Consider the following 17,823-nt stretch of genomic DNA (forward strand, 5'->3'; position numbering starts at 1 on the left):
GTTCAATAGTCCCATGTTTATCACTCCATTGCCCCCCGTCGCTCACCGCGCGGGAGAAGGGTCACATGGGTCAAATCTCAATGAAAATTACACGCCTACCCGGGTCAGTTCTGGGTGAAAATCAACACGCCCTCAAGGCCGTGGCAGCCGAACGCGGTTCCATCCGCAACCTGAAGTCTCCTACGGTCGCGGCAGCACCGGTGCCGATGATCTTCCAGGGCAGCGCCCGCTACCCCGTCGACGAGATCGTCATCCATTGCGCTGCCACTCACCCCGACTGGATGCGCGGGCAGCCCCTCACGGCCAAGCGCAAGGAGATCGACCGCTGGCACCGCGAAGAGCGCGGCTGGCGCAAGATCGGCTACCACCATCTGATCGATCGCGACGGTGCGATCCTGCCCGGCCGCGCCGAGACCGAAATCGGCGCCGGGGTCGAGGGTCACAACCGCGGCGTGATCCACATCTGCCTGATCGGCGGCGCGGGATCATCCGCCACCGATCCCTTCGAGCGGAACTTCACCACAGCCCAGGATCGCGCCCTGCGGGGCCTGATCGACGCCATCCGCGCCGAGACCGCCATCACCCGCATCACCGGTCACAACGACCACGCCGCCAAAGCCTGCCCGGGCTTCGTCGTGCGCAGCTGGATTAACCGGGCCTGAAACCCATCACAGGAGAGACCAAAATGAACCTGATCAACCAACCCAACCTTCGCCCCACCCGCAAGATGGCCGCCGTCGGCTGGACGAGCCTTCTCGGCCCGATCGTGGCCGCGATCATCGCGCCCTGGCTGCCGGGGCTTTCGGAAGCCTGCGGTGGCGAAGTCGGGGCGTCCCTTGTTGCCGGGGGACTTGCGCTCGCGCAGGGGGCGGTGAACTTCGTGGCGGGGTATGTGGTGCGGGAACGGGCTTAGCATAGGAAGAGAAAGCACTCGTGAGCGACCCTCAACACCAAGAAACAAATTGAAAAACAACTGCCGCTGAAACAAGATGAGGGTTCACAGCGTTGGAAGGGTGAGTCTTGAGTACTGGAGCGCGGATACTACTGGCAGCTGTAGGTCAGAACAACGTAACGAATTTCCCTATTCCAGTCATCCAGAAACTCTGGGAGTTAAGGCTTCTATCGGCAAAGAAGAATCTCGCCGTCACAGCTGGCATTCGATTGTCTGGCGTGAGCATCCATCCAATTCTTGGTAGCCCTCAACACCGTGACTTCTCTGAGTGGTCGGCGGCACGAGGTTTCCCAATACCGTGTGGGCAAAGCTATCGTTTCATTGTCTCAGACAATGGTTGGGATACCCTGCCGACCGTTGTGACCAACAATCCGTTGCTCGTTGCGATCGACCTGCAGAAGGCTGATGGATACCTTGGGCCACATCCTCTGGATGTCGACGTCGCTCACACCGGAGCTACAGTTAAGACTGTCGCCAACCACCTTGCAGACTTTCTTCTCGATATCAGCTTTGCCAACTCCTATCTTCCTGCGAAGATCATTCAGGGCACCCTTGGACCCACGGGAACGCTAAAGGAGCTGTTTCGGAAGAAGGTGATCTTCGCACATCAGGCTGGTCACCTAGCTGAAGAAACCGCCCCTTACGTATCATTTTCGGCTTTGGCCAGAAAAAGTGACAAGTTTGGAACAGAAGCACATCTCGATGCGTTTGTGCGCTTGTGGGACGAGTTCATGCTGAGAGTGATCTCTGGCGCACAGATTTCGCGAGAACAGATGGCGCGCACGATCCTCAACTATCCGTCATATCGCAACCAGCTCCCAGAGCGGCCGCTACTTCGTATCCTTGAGGACGCGCCGCAAGGAATATGCCACTTAGTTGTTCAAAAGCGTTCCATGGAGGCTCGCACTAATCCGAAGTTAAGAAACAAGCTCGATGCTCTGCTGACCGGACTTGACAGCCGTGGCTCCGGTGGCCGGAAGTTCGGTTTAAGCTTCGGAGACGATCCCCCGCTGCACGCAGCCGAGTTGGCAGCATCAGACGCCATTTATTTAACTCGAGTATACTTGGGTGCGAAATGACAAATCAGCGCGAGAAAGAATCTTGGATCGTATTCCTTGATTTGCTTGGAACGAAAGACAGCGCAAAAATCAGCTCAAGTCAGTATCCGCTGAAGATCGAGACTTTTTCTCACACTCTGCTAGAACATGCCCAAAATATTCAAGCTGACGTAAAGGTGCGTTTCTTTGCTGATAGCGTCTATCTACAATGCGGCTCTTTTTCAGAACTTGTGGACTTCGTGGCAGCCGTACGATGGACGTTATTCTCTGAGCAGATTTTCTTTAAGGCAGCCATTGCTCGAGGCGAGCTTGAGGATCGACCTATAGTACAGCATGTCACTGAAGGTCGATTGCATCCTTTTGACGTGTCAGGTTCATTCTTCGGGCCTGCCGCTGTTGGCGTTTATTATGCGCAAGAAAGCTTCAAGGGAATTGGCTTTACAATCGAAAAGAACGCCCTGAAGGCTGATCAAGTCGACCGAACTTGCCACAGCGCATTTCCCGTTGATGATGAGGCCTCTAACTGGGTGGCGTTTCGGGACATTCGCCATGGGGGTGGAGAGATTGGGGGGCCAATACCAAGTGTTGAAGAAATCGAAGAACAAGAGAACACAATAGCATTCCTGGACACCATACTCGAAGCGGCACTCAGAGCAAATACTAAGCGAAAGAACTTAGCGCGCTATTATCTCTCACAATTTATTTCCTGCATTCAGTCTTCTAACTTTGAGAATATTGATTTCCATGATCGGCAATGGCGCAATTTTCCCCCAATATTTTATCATGTGTTCATGAACCAGTCTACCAGAAAGGGCTATCAAGCCATCCGTGGCAGTCGCTTGCTGTTCTTTCTGATTGCTGCAAAAGTGCTTGAAACCAATGGTGAGCGATCCGTCCCCCGATATAAGGACACAGCCTGCAACGCTGTGTGCAATGAAGTTGTAAGGGCACTAGTATCGCAGAAGCTAACGACAGAACCTTTCTCGAAGATCCCCGGTGATCTTATCGCTAGTGATGTGCTCGAAGATTTGGGCCGTCGATCCGTGAGCCTTCGGATGCGCGGTCATTGATTGTTGGATCGGATCAATTACAAGCCAACATGCATACGGATTTCTGCTCGACGGTAGCGCTGCAGGGTTACCTGACCCGGCGCTGAGCTTCTTTACGAAAGAAGTGCTCTTTGCACTAGGCAGTGCAGATGTGAACGGACGCACTCATGCACAGTTCCGTGTTGGAGTACCGACTTTGTCCGAATTCGCTGAGCGGACAACTGGCGTGCACGGATATGAAAGAGGCACTGGCCGAACAGTCTCCCATGACAATGACATCTACAAGTATGTCATTTGGGAGTGGCTGGATTCCTTGAAACTTGGGTGGTCAAGCGTGGATCACGAAGCGGGTTTGGAGGTCTTTCGAATTCATACCGCCGAGTGCATAACTCTATCCTCTCTCGACGACGACCTACGCGATGCAATCGACAATCACCTAAGGTCAATACCTGGATACGTGGGCGCTTTTCAGATTGACCCCGGGAATCCCGTCCATCGCCGGGGCTTCTTTGACTTGTTAATCTATGCTGCAGCGATTTCAAACGGTGCAGTCATCCAGGAACTCAGCTTCGAAGGCGATCAGGATTGGCCCCTCGATGGCTCGGAGGACTTCAAGCCCGCTGGTTCTGTTTGGCAGCCCTATGGATGGCTGGCGCTACACGGGCCTGCCAGGCCGTCGGCTATGGCCTCGCTTAGAGGACAGCAGGCTGCAACTGCAGTCAAGCGCAAGCAGACCCTCAGCGTCGAACTGAGAGTACTGGACGAGATTAGCAATGTCATTCTACAGAATGATTCCCGCACTAGCTTTGACTTCAAGGCCATCGGCACGCCGACTGATATCCTGCAGGCGCTGCTGCCAGAGGGCAAGTTCACGAAGTACTTGTTGGATCGAACGCACCCAAAGGGCGGTTCGAAGGCCACTTTCTTGATCGATTTCTTGGGTATTGATCCCGAGGATTGGCGTTATCTCGCTGGTCAATTCTACTTCGGCCTTCTGATGGCAAGGCCAGAAGACGTAAAGATTATCGAGTGGGAGACCGGCATTGCTGCGCGATTCAACGTCTTGATGCGAGTCCGCAATAGAACGGGAACGACGGTAGCAATTGAAACCGGATGGAATATGGTCCCTGGTGCAATGCCTTCCCTGTCTACAGCATTTCCTGGGCAGGATCGCTTAGGCGCGGTCGAGCCAGGCGATCCACCAATTCTACCTCCCGGACCCAGGACAAAAGTGGAATGGTCAAACCTTTGGAGCTTGGCGAATCTTGCCGGACAGGATGCTGCAAACAATCATGTTCCAACTCCCATGTTTCTGTCCGGGGTAGGTCCTGTTGCAGAAGGAGAGTGCGGAACCGCGCTGGTGAGAGTTTTTGATGCCCGGCGGGGCTTCGCGCGATGGTTACGGCAGACAGGTGTTGGGGAGACTGATGGGTACGGTGGTGTAGTTACCTTGAGCCCGATACAAAGCCAGTCGCTCGAGCGAGCAAGCACTTGGGCAAGAACAGTAGCAGCGGTTCTTCAGCTCAACGGCGTCGATGCAAACATACAGCTGTTCAAGACTTAAAGGCCGATCGAGGCAGATCAACTGCAGAACCGGGCACTCAGCATCCCAGCCCTGTTGAACTGTGTCGGCTGCGGTTTTTGTCCGTTTCTGATCCTGCCCGACTACTATCCCACTGTTTTCGCACGCGGAATTCGTCCGTTTGTTGACCTATTGTTGACCTGCGGTTGGGAACGCAAAAAGCCGCCCGTGCGGACGGCTCTTAAGCTGTTGATCTAGCGTGGTAATTTTGGTTGCGGGGGCAGGCAACCATCTCAAATTGCGACTTCTCTCGGCATATCGGGCCATCCTTGAGCAGTCGGCGCTAGCGACGTCCAGTGGGTTGCTTCGTAGTGCAGCGTAGCATCGGCCGCACCCCCACAAACTTGTCGTAACAGCACAGTATCATGGGACTCTTTCTCGACAACTCACTTTGTTGTCCTCAATGCCTCAGAGCGGCTCCTGCCCCATCTCTCAGCGTGGACCATCCCCCGCCCCGATATGAGACCAAGAGCAGGATATAGGCTACCACCGACCATGAGCCGTTACACCGCTCTGCTGGACGCCAACGTCCGCACTCCGCATTCGGTCTCTCTCGCCGCAGATGATGCCTGGGCTGGGGCACAGTTGCACCGCTCGCTGATCTGGCCAGATTGAGACGGGACCCATACGGGCTATGCCGCCGGTTCTGCCTGCGGCAGCGACTTTGGCTTAAGCTTGGTTTAAGGAAAGAATGAAAGTTCGGCCCGCAAACTATGGCTGGAGAACGGACATGAGGCTTCTGATCGTCGAGGATGACGAGATGCTCCGCGATGGCCTCGCCGTCGGGCTCAGGCTCGCCGGTTTCTCGCCCGATGCCGTCTGCTCGCTGGCCGATGCGCGGGCTGCATTGTCGTCGGGTACTTTCGAAGCCGTGGTGTTGGATCTGATGCTTCCCGATGGCTCCGGATTGGATCTGCTGCGAGAAATGCGCGGTTCAGGCGACAGCTCCCCAGTCCTGGTTCTGACCGCGCGCGACCGAACCGGGGACCGGGTCGCGGGGCTGGATGCCGGCGCCGACGATTATCTCGGCAAGCCATTCGAGTTGACCGAGCTTGCGGCCAGGCTACGCGCGATTCTTCGCCGCCGTCAGGGCCGAGCGGAAAACCTGCTGCATTGGAACGGCCTTTGCCTCGATCCGGCGCGGATGCGCGGCGAGATGGGTGGCCGCGAGGTCGAATTTTCCAACCGCGAATTCACCATCCTACAAGCCCTGATGGAACGCCCCGGGGCAATCCTTGCCAAGAGCTTCCTCGAAGACCGGCTCTATGGCTGGCAGGAAGAGGTCGAAAGCAATACGGTCGAGGTCCATGTCCACAAGCTGCGCGCGAAACTTGGCGCCGCCTTCATCGAAACGCTGCGCGGTGCGGGCTACCGACTTGCCAATCCAGTGCGGGAGGGAAGGGATCCATGAACTCGATACGCACAAGGCTGTTCGCAATCCTGCTTGCGGCGACGGGGGCGGTCTGGCTGTCTGCCGTGATCTGGATCCAGTATTCTACCCGCATGGAAGTCAGCCATGTGCTGGACCGGCGCTTGCAGGAATCCGCTCGGATGGTGGCTTCGCTGATCGGTCGGAACGGCGGCATCGTTCCCGACGATGCGGCAGCACTGGTCGATGCCGCCCCCGCCCTGCCCGACACCGGCAGCCATGACTTCGCGCGACAGCTGATCTGTCAGGTCTGGGGCTTCGACGGCCAGCTGAAAAGCGAATCCGATGGCGCGCCAGGCACACGCCTTGCCGACGGGGTAGAGGGCTTTTCCGAACGCGAGGTCGAAGGCGAGGTCTGGCGTGTCTACAGCCATGTCGACGAGGATATGGGCATCCGGGTCATGGTTGGCGATGCGAAGTCGGTCCGCGACCGGCTGGTGGGCGATGTGGTCCTTGGCCTGCTGGCCCCGGCGCTTCTGATCCTTCCCCTGCTGGCCGGGCTGATCTGGCTGGCGGTGCGGCGCGGCCTGCAACCGCTCGACAGCCTCGCCTGCACGCTGGCCGCGCGACCGGCTACGGATCTTTCGGCGCTTGATGACCGCAATACCGCCACCGAACTGCAACCGATGATCGGCGCGCTGAACGGCCTGTTCCGCCGGGTCGATGCGGCGCGCGAGCGTGAGCGCAGCTTCACCGCCTTTGCCGCGCATGAGTTGAAGACGCCACTCGCAGGCCTGAAAACCCAGGCGCAGATCGCGCAGATCGCGCCGGACGAGGCCACCCGCGCCCGCGCTCTGGCGCAGATCACCGGGGGCGTGGACAGGACCGACCGCATGGTCCGCCAGCTTCTGGACATGACAGCGGCCGAAAATCCGGTCGTGGCCTGCGATCTGGCCGCACAGGAGGGCGCCCGGATTCTGGCCGATGTGGCCGAGGGGCTTGCCGGCCTTGCGGACGCGCGCGGGGTGGCACTGGTGCTGGACGCCAGTTCAGTTCCCTGGCGCACAACGCAGGCCGCCCTGTTGGCCCCGGCGCTGCGCAATCTGATGGAAAACGCAATCCTCGCCTCACCCGCAGGCGCGAGGGTCGAGGCTCGGCTGGACGGGCAGGACGGCCGCATGCGTTTCTCGGTTCTGGACCGTGGCCCCGGCATTGCCGACGCGGATCGCCCGCATGTGACCGAACGTTTCTGGCGCGGGCGCGCCGACACCTCGGGCCACGGCAGCGGCCTGGGCCTTGCCATCGTCGCGGCTGTCATGGCGCGCATGGGGGGCGAGTTGCGATTGTCGCCACGTGATGGCGGTGGCGAGTTGGCAGAACTGCTGCTGCCCGCCACCGCCTGAGCCCCGGCCGGGCCCAAAGGGAACGCGGAAACACCCGGCCGGGGTCTATTGGCCCGCCTCAGTAACGGGCATCCTTGGGCTTGTTGCCGTTCGGCCAGTCATTCACCTTGGGCGCGAAGTCGGGGCGCGGCATATGGGTGAAGTATTCCGACACATCCACCGCCTCCTGATCGCTCAGAACACCGCCCTGCCCCAGTTGCCCGGTCAGGTGCATCGCGGGCGGCATTGCCCATTTCACGAATTGCGCCGCCTTGTAGGTCCGCGCCATGCCCGCGCCGATGTTGAAACTGCCCTCACCCCAGAGCGGCGGAAAGATCACGTCGCCGAACTGGTCGAAAGTGCCATCACCATTCGCGCCATGGCAGGCGGCGCATTTCGCGGCATAGACCGCCTGACCATTGACCGGATCGGGGATCAAGCTTTCGTCGATCACCCCGGCGTTGACAACGTCAACCCTGTCCTCCTTGTCCACGCCCTGACGCAGCCATTCCATATAGGCGATCATCGCCTTCATCTCGGCCCCATCCTTCGGCAGCGGCGTGCCGTTCATCGAGCGCTGGAAGCAGCCATTGATGCGGCCTGTCAGATCGACCTCTCTCGCCGCGCGCGGCATGACACGGGGATAGAAATTCGCGGTATTGATATAGCCATTCGCCGCATCGATCTTGCCGTCGAGCATGTGGCAGGAGTTGCAGTTCATCTGCGCGCCGACATGGTCGGGCAAAAGCCGCTTGGTATCCGCCAGCAACCGCTTGCCATAGAGGATCTCATCCGCATTCGGCTGGCTCAGGATGTCCTTGTCCGGCGGCAGGACATAGCGCCCGACCTCGATCTTATCCGCATCCAGAATGGCGATGCCCGTCGGTGCGGGGGCATCCATCGCAGGACGTGTCGCAATCCATGCCGCGCCAGCGCCGATGGCGACAATTGCCGCGCCTGCCAAGAGAAGCGTCTTTTTCATTGCCCTGCCTCCGGAGCGTAATGGGTGGGTTTGTTTGCGATCTCATGCCGCATCCGGGCGATGTCGGCCTCGGCCACCGAACTTGCGTGGTTGCCCCATGAATTGCGGATGAAGGTCATCAGCTCGGCCAGATCGGCATTGGTCAGATGGGCAAAGCCAGGCATGGTGAAGGCCATCGGATGCGCAGGCGTGTCGGGCATCCGTCCACCGGCCATCGTGACCTGAATGAGCGACGACGGATCATCGGCGAAAACCATCGAATTGCCCTTCAGCGCCGGATAGACCTCTGGCGCGCCCATCCCGTCCAGCCGGTGACAGGCGGTGCAATGTTCCACATAGGTCAGCGCGCCCGGGGCCGAAAAGTCCCCCGCCCGCAGCGCCGCTGTGGTCACGTCTTCTTGCGGCACCCATTGCTCGCGCCCAGCCCGGGGCTTCAGCGATTTCAGATAGCGCGCGATGGCGGTCAGATCGTCATCGGTCAGATATTGCAGCGAATGTTCGACCACATCCGACATCGACCCGAAGGCGGCGGTTCTGTCATTGCGCGCGGTTTTCAGGAAGGTGGCAAGCTCTTCCTCCGACCAGGTGACAAGCCCGGTATCCTCATTGCGCAGGTTCTTGGCATACCAGCCCTCCAGCACCGAACCGGACAGGAAGCTGCCCCCGGCATCCTCGGACAGCGCCTTTTCCTCATAGGCAAGGCCCCTCGGCGTGTGGCACGCCCCGCAATGGGCCAGCCCCTCGACCAGATAGGCACCGCGTGCAATCACCGGATCGCCGCCCTCGGGCGGAGTGAAATCGCGGGGCTGTGAGAACAGCATGTTCCACCACGCCAGCGGCCAGCGCAGGCTGGCGGGCCAGGGAATGGTCGTCGGCTGGTTCTCCTTGCGCACCGGCTCGACCGAGGACCTGAACCACGCATAAAGCGCCTGCATGTCCTCGTCGCTTACCACCCGGTAAGAGGCATAGGGCATCGCGGGATAAAGATGCGCACCATCGGGCCGCACGCCTTGCCGCACGGCGCGCTCGAAGTCGCCGTAATCATAGCTGCCGATCCCGGTCTCCGGGTCGGGCGTGATATTCGTGGCATAGATCGTGCCCATCGGCGTCTGCAACCCAAGGCCCCCAGCAAAGGGCGCGCCCCCCGGAGCGGTATGGCAGGCGACACAATCCCCGGCCCGCGCAAGATACTCTCCGCGCGCGATCAGATCTGGGTCGGAGGCGTCAACTTCGGTGGTCAGCTTCGGCGCAAACCACCATTGGCTGGAAATGGCTGTGCCCCATCCGACAGCAAGCGCCGAGGCACCGGCCAGCAGGGCATATATGGCGATTCTCATGTCTTCCTCGTCTCTCTGGACGAGGAGAAGAATTACCCGAAAGAGGCGGTGCCGAAGTTGATCTGCGTCAATTATTAAAGATATTATTATTTAATATCATATGGTTATTAAGATACACAGGCGAGGCATTCAGAATGCCCCGCCGCAGCTTTTCGCTGTTCACTCATTAATTCCGGCCACCTCCAGCAAAGCGAAATCTGCCCAATGACCGGATGATGGCCGTTTGTGCGCCCTCTACCTTAAACGGGGCTGAAGCCCGTCAGAGCAGGCGCACCCGGGTGCCGACCTGAACCACCGCGAACAGTTCGGCCACATGTTCATTGTAAAGGCCAACGCAGCCCGACGAGGACGGCCGCCCGATCTTGCGCGTGTCATGGGTGCCGTGGATCAGATAGGCGGGCCAGCCCAGATACATCGCATGCGTGCCAAGCGGATTGTCCGGCCCAGGCGGCATATGGGACGGCAGGTCCGGGTCGCGCCTGCGCATGTCCGCCGTGGGTGTCCAGTCGGGGCCGACGCGTTTGCGCACGACCTCCGTATAGCCCCGTTTGGTCAATTCGTCACTGATCGGGACCGAGGTCGGGAAAAGACGATAATCGCTTCCGTCTGCCGACCACCAATGCAAGGCACGCGAATTCAGGTCGGCAACGATGGCCCCCTTGCCCAGACTGTCGAAATGCGCGCGCCAGTCCTGCATCCGAAAGCCCGAGGCATTGTTCCTGGGCCCTATGGCCTGCGCGCGCAGGACCGCCGGTGCGCAAAGTGTCACCAGCCCGGCAATGCCGGCCCCGAAAGCCTGACGACGTGAGAGGTTTCTGCCCATCCTGAGCCTCCTTTTCGGCGTGACGGCCTGTGTGCCGCCTTGTCCGAACGGATTGCCCCGCAGGGCTTAAACGGGCCTTAAGCCACGGGGTCAGCCGATCACGATCCCCGGGCGGCACGTCACGGGGGTGTGAGGATCCGCTCCCGCACGGCGCGTGGATATCCGCGCGAACCGTTGCGAGTTCAGCACCACCGAAACCGAGCTTGCAAGCATCGCGGCCGCGGCCAGTGCCGGGCCGATCAGCCCAAGCGCCGCCGCCGGGATCATCAGCGCATTATAGGCCAGCGCGAGCCACAGGTTCTGCCGTGCGATCCGCACCATGCGCCGCGACAGCCGGATCGCAACGCCCACCTGTGAAAGCCCGCCCGCCGTCACCACCAGCGCCGCCGTCTGGGCCGCCGCCGAATGCGCGCCCTCGACCGAGATCCCGCAATCGGCCGCCGCCAGAGCCGGGCCGTCATTCACCCCATCGCCCACAAAGGCTACCGGGCCGGGCAGGCTGCGCAAGAGTTCGGCCTTTCCCAAAGGCGTGCAACCGGATGACACTGCCGCCGCAGGCAGCCCCAGCCGCGCGGCCAAGGCCATCGCTGCCGAAACGCCGTCACCCGTCGCCATCTGCAGATCGATCCCCTCGGCCCGCAAACCGCGCAACAGATCCGCCGCCGCCGGATCAGGGCTGTCTTCCAGCGCAATACGCCCAACCTCCTCGCCCTCGCGCGAGACGGTCAGCCAACTGCGCCCCAAGGGGTCGTGCTGTGGCGCGGTGCCGATGGCGATCCTCCGGCCCGCTTCATCCAGCGCCTCGGCGCCGCGCGGCAGGCGCTGACCACCGGGACCAACCTCGCCGCCATGCGCGGCAAGGATGGCGCGGGCGATCGGGTGACTGATCCCCGTTTCGGCCCGTGCCGCAAGCATCAGTAGCCCGGCCGGTGTCATGCCCGCCACTGGCTGGACCTCGGCCACACGCAACCGGCCGGTGGTCAGGGTGCCGGTCTTGTCGAACACGATGCTGCGCAGATGCGCCAGGGTGGCAAAGGCATCCGGATCACGCAGCCGCAAACCCACGCTCGCCCCCATCGCCGCCGCCCGCATCTGTGCCAACGGCAGGGCAATCGACAAGGCACAGGGGCAGACCGCAACCAGCAACGTCAGCCCCCGCAACAGCGCCGTCTCTGCCCCCAGACCAAGAGCCAGCGCCAATGCCACCGTCAGAACCGCCAGCGCCGGAATGGCCAGCGAAAGCCGCGCGGCCCAGATCTCTGCCGGATTCGCCCGGGTGCCGCGCCGGGCGATCTCCAGCGCGATGGCCCCGCCCATCCGGTCTATATCGCGGTCGCCAAAGGCACGATCGGTTGACAGGATCAGCCGGCGGCCCAGATTCAGCGCACCGGCCTCGACGCGCATCCCCACCCCGACCGGAACCAAAGCGCTCTCTCCGGTCAGCACCGCGCGGTTGATCCGGCTTTCGCCCCTGCGCACCACCCCGTCCATGCTGACCGGCGCCCCCGCCTCGACCGCAATCGGGGTGCCGGGCGCGATCCCGGCGCAGGGGCGCGCAATCCATCGACCGGCCTCCTCGACAAGCGCGACCTCGGGCGAGGCTTCTTCCATGGCCCGCAGGGCATCCACCGCGCCGCGCCGGGTCGCGGTATCGACCAGCCGCCCGAACAAGAGCAGCGTGATAAGCATCGTGGCCGTGTCGAACCACACCTCGGCCCGCCCCTGCGCCAGCGACCAGAGCGACGCCACAAAGGCCGCAAGCGCCCCCAGCGAGATCAGCAGATCCATCCCCGGCGCCCGCAACCGGATCGAGCGCCATGCCATCCACAGGATGCCCAACCCGGCCCAGAACACCACCGGCACCGCGAAAATCCCCGAGGTCAGGGCCAGCGCCCAAGCCGTGCCCGGCGGCAGGTCAGTGAAATAGATCACCAGCGCGGGCACCATCGACCACATGCCCGCAAACACGGCCACGGCAAGACGGATGCCCAGCCGGTGGATCTCGCGTCCCATTGCGGCGGAAATCTCTTCGGGCCGGTGGCGTGGCACCATCCGGTAACCCGCCACCGCCGTCGCGGCGGCCAGGGCCTCCGGCGTGGTCTGCGTCCCGTCCCAGTCGATCAGCGCCGAAGCGGTCAGGTAATGCACACCCGCCGAGCGGACGCCAGGCAGTGCGGCCAGCCGCCGCTCCAGCCCGCGCGCGCAACCGGCGCAGGCCAGACCCTCGATGCCGAAAAGCTGGCGCGTCATTCCAGCGGCGTCGGCCCGATCGGCAGTTCGGGCGCGCCGATGGGCCGTTCCGGATCGGGCGTGCCGACGCCCATCAACACGCCGTTCAGCTCTTTGCCGTAATAGATCTGATCGCCGTCATGGAAGCGCAGGCGGGTCTCCTCGATGCTGGCATCACCCTGCCGCGCATCCCTGGGGCGTTCATGGCTGTTGATAAAGGCCGCCACATCCCATGCCTCCTGATCGCTCAACTTTCCGGGTTGCGACAGCGGCATATTGTTCTTGATGAAAGCGGCGGCGGTGTCGATCCGCGCCATGCCCGCGCCCCAGTTATAGCTGCCTGGCCCCCAAAGTGCCGGAAAGACGATGCGGCCATTGGCGTCTTTCTGCCCCTGCCCATCGGCCCCGTGACACACCGCACAATTGGCGGTGAATACCTCGGCCCCGCGCTCGGGCGAATAGCCCAGCTCGGTCTTTTCGACCTTGCCAAAGCCGGTGCCGTCAAGCTTTTCGTTCACCGGCGCGCCGGTCGCCAGCCAATACATATAGCTTTCCAGATCGCGGTAGATGTCGCTGCCATGCGGCGGCGGGCCTCCTGCAACCGAATGCTGCGCATTCATCGAGAAGGTGAAACACCCCATCACACGATCTTCCATCGTGTTGATCTGGTCATTTTTCTTGCGATACATCGGATAGCGCGTCCAGGCCGCCCACATCGGCGCAGACAGCGGCTGCCGCCCGCCATCAAGGTGGCAGTTGGAACAGGACAGCCCGTTGCCGACATAATCCCCGGCATTGGTCGAGGTGTTCATGAAGATGTCGCGGCCGCGTTTGATCGCATCACCAAACTTGCCCTCGGGGATTTCCGCATCTGTCGGGGGCTGGAAATAGATGCTCTCGGCATCCGCTGTATCGGCGACACGGCCGCTAATCCAGGTCGGAACCCAGCCCGCCTCCAGCACCAGCGCGCCAAGCGCCACCAGCGCCAGCCCGCCGCCCGCGGCAAAGATGACCCGTTTGGCGCTGCGGCCCTTTTCGACCGCGTCTTTATGGTCATTGGCCATCGTCGGAACCCTCCAGCTGTGCGATTGCGTCCGGGCCGACGGCGGGAACCGCCGGCAGCGTTGCGAGATAGTCGGCCACGGCACGACGGTCGCCTTCCGACATGGCGGCAGAGATCTGGTCCATCAGGCCCAGCGGTGAATTGTTGCGATGCCCGCCCGCCCAGGCGGCCAGCTGGCTGGCGATATAGGCGGGCTGCTGCGCGGCAAGCGCCGGGAAGTCGGGCGCGACCCCAAAGCCCGAAGGGCCGTGGCAGCTGAAACAGGCCGGGATGCCCCTGGGCCAGTCGCCGTGCAGCGCGATTTCCTCGCCCCGCGCCAGATCGCCCCCCAGCGACGGCGCGGCGGTCGAGGCCACCCGTAGCCCTGCATAATAGCGGGCAAGGCCGTCGATCTCGGGATCACTCAGGCCTTTGGCGACAAAGGCCATATGCTCGTTATAACGCGCCCCATCGCGGAAATCGCGCAATTGCCCGGCCAGATAGCCCCCCGAGAGACCCGCAAGGCGCGGTGTGTTTTCCACCCCCTGACCCAGCCCGCCATGGCAGCTGGTACAGGCCCAGACATCGCCCTTTCCGGCAAAGATCAGATCCGAGATCGCCGGATCGATATCCGCCTCGGAACCTGCGCGCATGGCGGGTTGCGGCGGCAGATCGGCGACAAGGGTGGCAAGCTCTGCACCGCCCTGCCAGCTGTCTTTGCCGGCAGCCGCGCCGCGCAAACCCGCGACAGCGCCCGGCGCGAGTTCTGCCGCATTGCCGCCAAAGCGGGCCGCGACGAATCCGGCGACCTCGGCGATTTCGCTGTCGCTCAGCGCGGCGGCAAAGCTGGGCATATGGCCGTCATAGGTGAAGCCCTTGACCCGGATCGGCCCGTCAATGCCACGCAGCATGATCCGGGCCACCACTTCCGGCCCGGCCTTGGCGAATTCGGACCCTTCCAGCGGTGGCACCGCAAGCCGCACGCCCGCACCATTGGGCTGATGGCAGGTCGAGCAATTGGCCAGAAACAGCGCCTCGCCGCCTTCGGGGGCGTCATGGGCCATGACCTCACCCGCCTCGCGCGCGCTTTGCGCCACAGTATAGCTGGTCTGGTCCTCGAACAGCATCGCCGTGCCCCAGATCCCAAGCGCCAAAGCGATCCAGATCACCGGCAGCGGAATGCGGTTATGGCTCTCCCAGGGTTCATAGCTTTCGGGTGGGCGCGTTATCTTGCTGGAATCATGCTTGCGGGGCTTGCTCACAATCCGTCCTCCTTGCGGGCATAGCCGTCATCGCGCAGCGCATCCTCCGGCACCGGATAGGTCCGGTCGAGCGACAGCAGATAGGCGGTCAGGTCCAGCGCCTCGGGGCGGGCTATGACCACGCCGCTTGCGGGGCCAAAGCCCTCGGGCAGAACCACAACCGTATCGCCGGGCGCGGCTTCGGGTTTCTCCTCGAACAGATAGGGATAGGCGGGCATGATCGACCAGTCGAAGATCGCACGCGGCTGATAGAGATGCGTCAGGTGCCAACTTTCCGAAGGCAGGCGCGCGCCGACATTCAGGATGTCCGGCCCGGTGCGCATGGTGCCCAGCTGATGCGGCCGGTCATAGACATAGTCGCCCGCAACCGAGGGCCGGCCCCAGCCGCGTTCACCATCCGGCGCCTGTTCGGGGGCGCGCGGCTGCTGGCTGTGGCAATAGACACAGCCAAGACTGACATATTGATCGCGGCCACGTTGTTCCTGTTCGGAATAGGGGCGCAGCCCCTCGGGCACAGAGCGCTGCGCCATCTGGATGCCCGGCGCGATCACCAGCATCAGCGTGGCAAAGGCCAGGATACCAAGGGCGACGACGACAAGAGGAAGATAGCGGTTCATTCTGCGGCCACCGGGGTTTCTGCGGCACGCGGCTTGCGCAGGATGCCGATGACATTGATTGCAAAGACGATATGGCCCAGCGTCATCATGGTGCCGCCGACCGAACGCGCCTCAAGATAGGGTTTGGTCAGGATCACGCTTTCGGCAAAGCTGCGGGTGGCATCCAGCATGGCCAGCCCCTGCAGAACCCCGCCGATGGAAAGCGAGAAGAAGTAGATCGCGAAGCCTATGACCACGAGCCAGAAATGCAGCCGGATCAGCCCGGGGCGGGCAAAGTCACGCCCCACAAGGCGCGGCATGATGTGATAGGCCGCCCCGAACATGACGATCGAGACAAAGGCATAGGCCCCCAGATGCGCATGGCCCACGGTGTAATGGGTGAAATGGGTGATGGTATTGACCGAGCGCAATGCCTCGATCGAGCCCTGGAAGGAGGCCAGCGTATACATCACCGCGCCAAAGGCGATGAAGCGCAGGGGCAGTGACTCGCGCAAGGCCCAGGTGTTGCGCGCAACCGTGACATGCTGGTTCACCGCCACCGCGATCACCGGGATGAACATCATCACCGAATGCACGACCGAAAGCGTGACGACCCAGGTCGGCACCGGACCGCCGATCAGATGGTGGATCCCGACCTGGCTGTAAAACAGCGCAAGCCCCCAGAACCCGATCAGCGAGAGCGAATAGGAATAGATCGGTTTGCCGATGATTTTCGGAATGAAGTAATAGGCCGTCCCCACGCCCAGAGGCGTCAGCCACAGGCCCAGGACGTTATGGGCGAACCACCAGTTCACCGTGGCTTCCTCGACCCCGTAATGGATGCCGGGGATATTGGCGATGAAGAAGAGGCAGGGGAACCAGACCATCGCCGCAAGGAAATACCAGCCGGTGACATAGATATGGTCGACCTCGCGCGCCCGGGCGGTCTTGACCAGCGGCACCACGAAGAACACGCCTGCCAGCACCAGGAGCATGTCGAGCTGCCAGGGGAATTCCAGCCATTCCTCGCCATCGGTCCAGCCATGGGCGAAGGCCCCCGCGCCCAGCAGCAGCGCGACGTTCCACAGCCAGAAGCCGATCACCGGCAGCTTCGGCGCGCGCAGGGGCGTACGGAAGATCCGCGGCAGGATCCAGAACATGCAGGCGATGCCGATCTGCGACAGCCAGCCATAGGCGACAAGGTTCAGATGCAGCGCCCGCATCCGGCCAAAGGTCAGCGGTGCCGCCTGGTTCAGCCAGTCGGGCCAATGCAGTTTCAGCGAGGCGATCACGCCGAAGGTCGAGCCGACGATCAGCCAGAAGATCGCCCCAAGGATCAGAAGTTTCACCGGCCGGGCGGAAATCCTGTCGATCCCGGTCGTGTCGAAAAGATGTGTCCCGTCGGTATCCGGCCCGTCGGCACCTTGCTTGCCAAACACGGTCGCCGCATGAGCGCGGTCCATGGCGAATTGTTTCGTGGCGATGGCCCAGATCAGGAAGCCCAATGCCAATAGCGAAACTACAAAGCTCAGGGCCAGCAAAAGCCCCATTGTGATCGGCATTGCGGATCGCCCTCCCCGTGCGTCCCGGTGGGTCCGGGTCTCGGTCGGGAACGGCCGGTTCGGATCCACGCGAATCTCGTGCGTAAATCCATGTCGGAGGTGCAGCTTAAGCCAAACTTAAGTCATTCGGCAGTTCGCTCCGCGTGGATATGAAAAACCATTCAGATTCGGGCTGTGGAATGAGTCAGAGTGATCGGTACCCCTGCGGATTTAAGAAGATTCCCGATGTTGCAAGACGCCTCGGCCTTCTCGATCAGCCGCCCGACCCTGTCATTTTCCACACCATCCGCAGAAAGCGAAAGTGTCAGGTGGTGGTCGATTGCGATGCCCGCACCACCGCTGCCCTGCGCCACGGTCTCGATGGAAATCGGCCCGTGTTCCACACCCGAAGCCTCAAGGATGGCAACGAGGTTCAGGATCAGACATTCCGCAGCCGAAGCAGCAAGAAGGCTCTTCGGGTCCAGCCCTTGGCCGGTCCCGCCATGCCCGGCAGGCATGGCAAGGTCACCGCCGATATGGCGGGAGGTGATCCGCCCCGCGCCGGTTTTTCCCCCGGTCCAGCTAAGACAGAGCTTATTGTGGATGTCGGTCATGGAAG

The 17,823-nt window shown here is 61.9% G+C and carries 16 protein-coding genes; 7 read left to right on the top strand and 9 right to left on the bottom strand.

Going from position 1 to position 17,823, the window contains the following annotated elements; all coding sequences use genetic code 11:
• Positions 1 to 80 precede the first annotated feature (80 nt).
• The 7 genes from JL811_RS15105 (at position 81) to JL811_RS15135 (ending at position 7,413) form a co-directional block, all read left to right on the top strand.
• On the top strand, positions 81 to 662 hold the full coding sequence (locus JL811_RS15105) for an N-acetylmuramoyl-L-alanine amidase (RefSeq protein WP_202689549.1): 582 nt from the start codon (positions 81 to 83) through the stop codon (positions 660 to 662).
• 23 nt (positions 663 to 685) lie between these two features.
• The gene (locus JL811_RS15110) at positions 686 to 913 is read left to right on the top strand and encodes a hypothetical protein (RefSeq protein ID WP_202689550.1); all 228 of its coding nucleotides are present in this window, start codon (positions 686 to 688) and stop codon (positions 911 to 913) included.
• A 107-nt stretch (positions 914 to 1,020) separates the two neighbouring features.
• Entirely contained in the window at positions 1,021 to 2,031 is a 1,011-nt protein-coding gene (locus tag JL811_RS15115; RefSeq protein ID WP_202689551.1) for a hypothetical protein, read from the top strand.
• On the top strand, positions 2,028 to 3,080 hold the full coding sequence (locus JL811_RS15120) for a hypothetical protein (protein WP_202689552.1): 1,053 nt from the start codon (positions 2,028 to 2,030) through the stop codon (positions 3,078 to 3,080). Before JL811_RS15115 ends, JL811_RS15120 begins: the two co-directional genes overlap by 4 nt.
• Before the next feature lie 205 nt (positions 3,081 to 3,285).
• Positions 3,286 to 4,623, top strand: coding sequence for a DUF6883 domain-containing protein (locus tag JL811_RS15125; RefSeq protein ID WP_202689553.1), 1,338 nt, complete (start codon positions 3,286 to 3,288; stop codon positions 4,621 to 4,623).
• A 748-nt stretch (positions 4,624 to 5,371) separates the two neighbouring features.
• Positions 5,372 to 6,052 carry a response regulator gene (locus tag JL811_RS15130; RefSeq protein ID WP_202689554.1) on the top strand — a complete coding sequence of 227 codons (681 nt, stop codon included), beginning with the start codon at positions 5,372 to 5,374 and terminating at the stop codon, positions 6,050 to 6,052.
• Entirely contained in the window at positions 6,049 to 7,413 is a 1,365-nt protein-coding gene (locus tag JL811_RS15135) for a sensor histidine kinase (RefSeq protein WP_202689555.1), read from the top strand. The genes JL811_RS15130 and JL811_RS15135 overlap by 4 nt, the downstream gene beginning before the upstream one ends.
• 58 nt (positions 7,414 to 7,471) lie before the next feature.
• On the opposite strand, the gene JL811_RS15140 is transcribed toward JL811_RS15135, so the two are convergent.
• The 9 genes from JL811_RS15140 to JL811_RS15180 all read right to left on the bottom strand — a co-directional run bounded on the left by JL811_RS15140 (position 7,472) and on the right by JL811_RS15180 (position 17,818).
• Positions 7,472 to 8,374 carry a c-type cytochrome gene (locus JL811_RS15140; RefSeq protein WP_202689556.1) on the bottom strand — a complete coding sequence of 301 codons (903 nt, stop codon included), beginning with the start codon at positions 8,372 to 8,374 and terminating at the stop codon, positions 7,472 to 7,474.
• The gene (locus tag JL811_RS15145) at positions 8,371 to 9,711 is read right to left on the bottom strand and encodes a c-type cytochrome (protein ID WP_202689557.1); all 1,341 of its coding nucleotides are present in this window, start codon (positions 9,709 to 9,711) and stop codon (positions 8,371 to 8,373) included. Before JL811_RS15145 ends, JL811_RS15140 begins: the two co-directional genes overlap by 4 nt.
• Before the next feature lie 259 nt (positions 9,712 to 9,970).
• Positions 9,971 to 10,534 carry a L,D-transpeptidase gene (locus JL811_RS15150; protein ID WP_202689558.1) on the bottom strand — a complete coding sequence of 188 codons (564 nt, stop codon included), beginning with the start codon at positions 10,532 to 10,534 and terminating at the stop codon, positions 9,971 to 9,973.
• A gap of 90 nt (positions 10,535 to 10,624) precedes the next feature.
• Complete coding sequence (locus JL811_RS15155) at positions 10,625 to 12,784, bottom strand: heavy metal translocating P-type ATPase (protein ID WP_202689559.1); 2,160 nt, start codon at positions 12,782 to 12,784, stop codon at positions 10,625 to 10,627.
• Entirely contained in the window at positions 12,781 to 13,827 is a 1,047-nt protein-coding gene (locus tag JL811_RS15160) for a c-type cytochrome (protein WP_202689560.1), read from the bottom strand. Before JL811_RS15160 ends, JL811_RS15155 begins: the two co-directional genes overlap by 4 nt.
• A complete protein-coding gene (locus JL811_RS15165) occupies positions 13,817 to 15,067 on the bottom strand; it encodes a c-type cytochrome (RefSeq protein WP_202689561.1) in 1,251 nt (416 codons plus the stop codon). Before JL811_RS15165 ends, JL811_RS15160 begins: the two co-directional genes overlap by 11 nt.
• A complete protein-coding gene (locus JL811_RS15170; protein ID WP_202689562.1) occupies positions 15,064 to 15,684 on the bottom strand; it encodes a cbb3-type cytochrome c oxidase subunit II in 621 nt (206 codons plus the stop codon). Before JL811_RS15170 ends, JL811_RS15165 begins: the two co-directional genes overlap by 4 nt.
• Positions 15,681 to 17,225 (bottom strand): cbb3-type cytochrome c oxidase subunit I, encoded by a 1,545-nt coding sequence (locus JL811_RS15175; protein ID WP_202689563.1) that lies wholly within the window; start codon positions 17,223 to 17,225, stop codon positions 15,681 to 15,683. Before JL811_RS15175 ends, JL811_RS15170 begins: the two co-directional genes overlap by 4 nt.
• Before the next feature lie 161 nt (positions 17,226 to 17,386).
• The gene (locus JL811_RS15180; protein ID WP_202689564.1) at positions 17,387 to 17,818 is read right to left on the bottom strand and encodes an OsmC family protein; all 432 of its coding nucleotides are present in this window, start codon (positions 17,816 to 17,818) and stop codon (positions 17,387 to 17,389) included.
• Between the last annotated feature and the right edge of the window lie 5 nt (positions 17,819 to 17,823).

Origin of the sequence: Szabonella alba (assembly GCF_016765775.1) — a bacterium.
In the GTDB taxonomy this organism is placed as follows: Bacteria; Pseudomonadota; Alphaproteobacteria; order Rhodobacterales; family Rhodobacteraceae; genus Szabonella; species Szabonella alba.

What these genes read in the sequence shown, in the direction of transcription:
- JL811_RS15105 (WP_202689549.1), top strand. Translation starts at nt 81, where the DNA reads ATGAAAATTACACGCCTACCCGGGTCAGTTCTGGGTGAAAATCAACAC.
- JL811_RS15110 (WP_202689550.1), top strand. Translation starts at nt 686, where the DNA reads ATGAACCTGATCAACCAACCCAACCTTCGCCCCACCCGCAAGATGGCC.
- JL811_RS15120 (WP_202689552.1), top strand. Translation starts at nt 2,028, where the DNA reads ATGACAAATCAGCGCGAGAAAGAATCTTGGATCGTATTCCTTGATTTG.
- JL811_RS15130 (WP_202689554.1), top strand. Translation starts at nt 5,372, where the DNA reads ATGAGGCTTCTGATCGTCGAGGATGACGAGATGCTCCGCGATGGCCTC.
- JL811_RS15135 (WP_202689555.1), top strand. Translation starts at nt 6,049, where the DNA reads ATGAACTCGATACGCACAAGGCTGTTCGCAATCCTGCTTGCGGCGACG.
- JL811_RS15140 (WP_202689556.1), bottom strand. Translation starts at nt 8,374, where the DNA reads ATGAAAAAGACGCTTCTCTTGGCAGGCGCGGCAATTGTCGCCATCGGC.
- JL811_RS15145 (WP_202689557.1), bottom strand. Translation starts at nt 9,711, where the DNA reads ATGAGAATCGCCATATATGCCCTGCTGGCCGGTGCCTCGGCGCTTGCT.
- JL811_RS15150 (WP_202689558.1), bottom strand. Translation starts at nt 10,534, where the DNA reads ATGGGCAGAAACCTCTCACGTCGTCAGGCTTTCGGGGCCGGCATTGCC.
- JL811_RS15155 (WP_202689559.1), bottom strand. Translation starts at nt 12,784, where the DNA reads ATGACGCGCCAGCTTTTCGGCATCGAGGGTCTGGCCTGCGCCGGTTGC.
- JL811_RS15160 (WP_202689560.1), bottom strand. Translation starts at nt 13,827, where the DNA reads ATGGCCAATGACCATAAAGACGCGGTCGAAAAGGGCCGCAGCGCCAAA.
- JL811_RS15170 (WP_202689562.1), bottom strand. Translation starts at nt 15,684, where the DNA reads ATGAACCGCTATCTTCCTCTTGTCGTCGTCGCCCTTGGTATCCTGGCC.
- JL811_RS15175 (WP_202689563.1), bottom strand. Translation starts at nt 17,225, where the DNA reads ATGCCGATCACAATGGGGCTTTTGCTGGCCCTGAGCTTTGTAGTTTCG.
- JL811_RS15180 (WP_202689564.1), bottom strand. Translation starts at nt 17,818, where the DNA reads ATGACCGACATCCACAATAAGCTCTGTCTTAGCTGGACCGGGGGAAAA.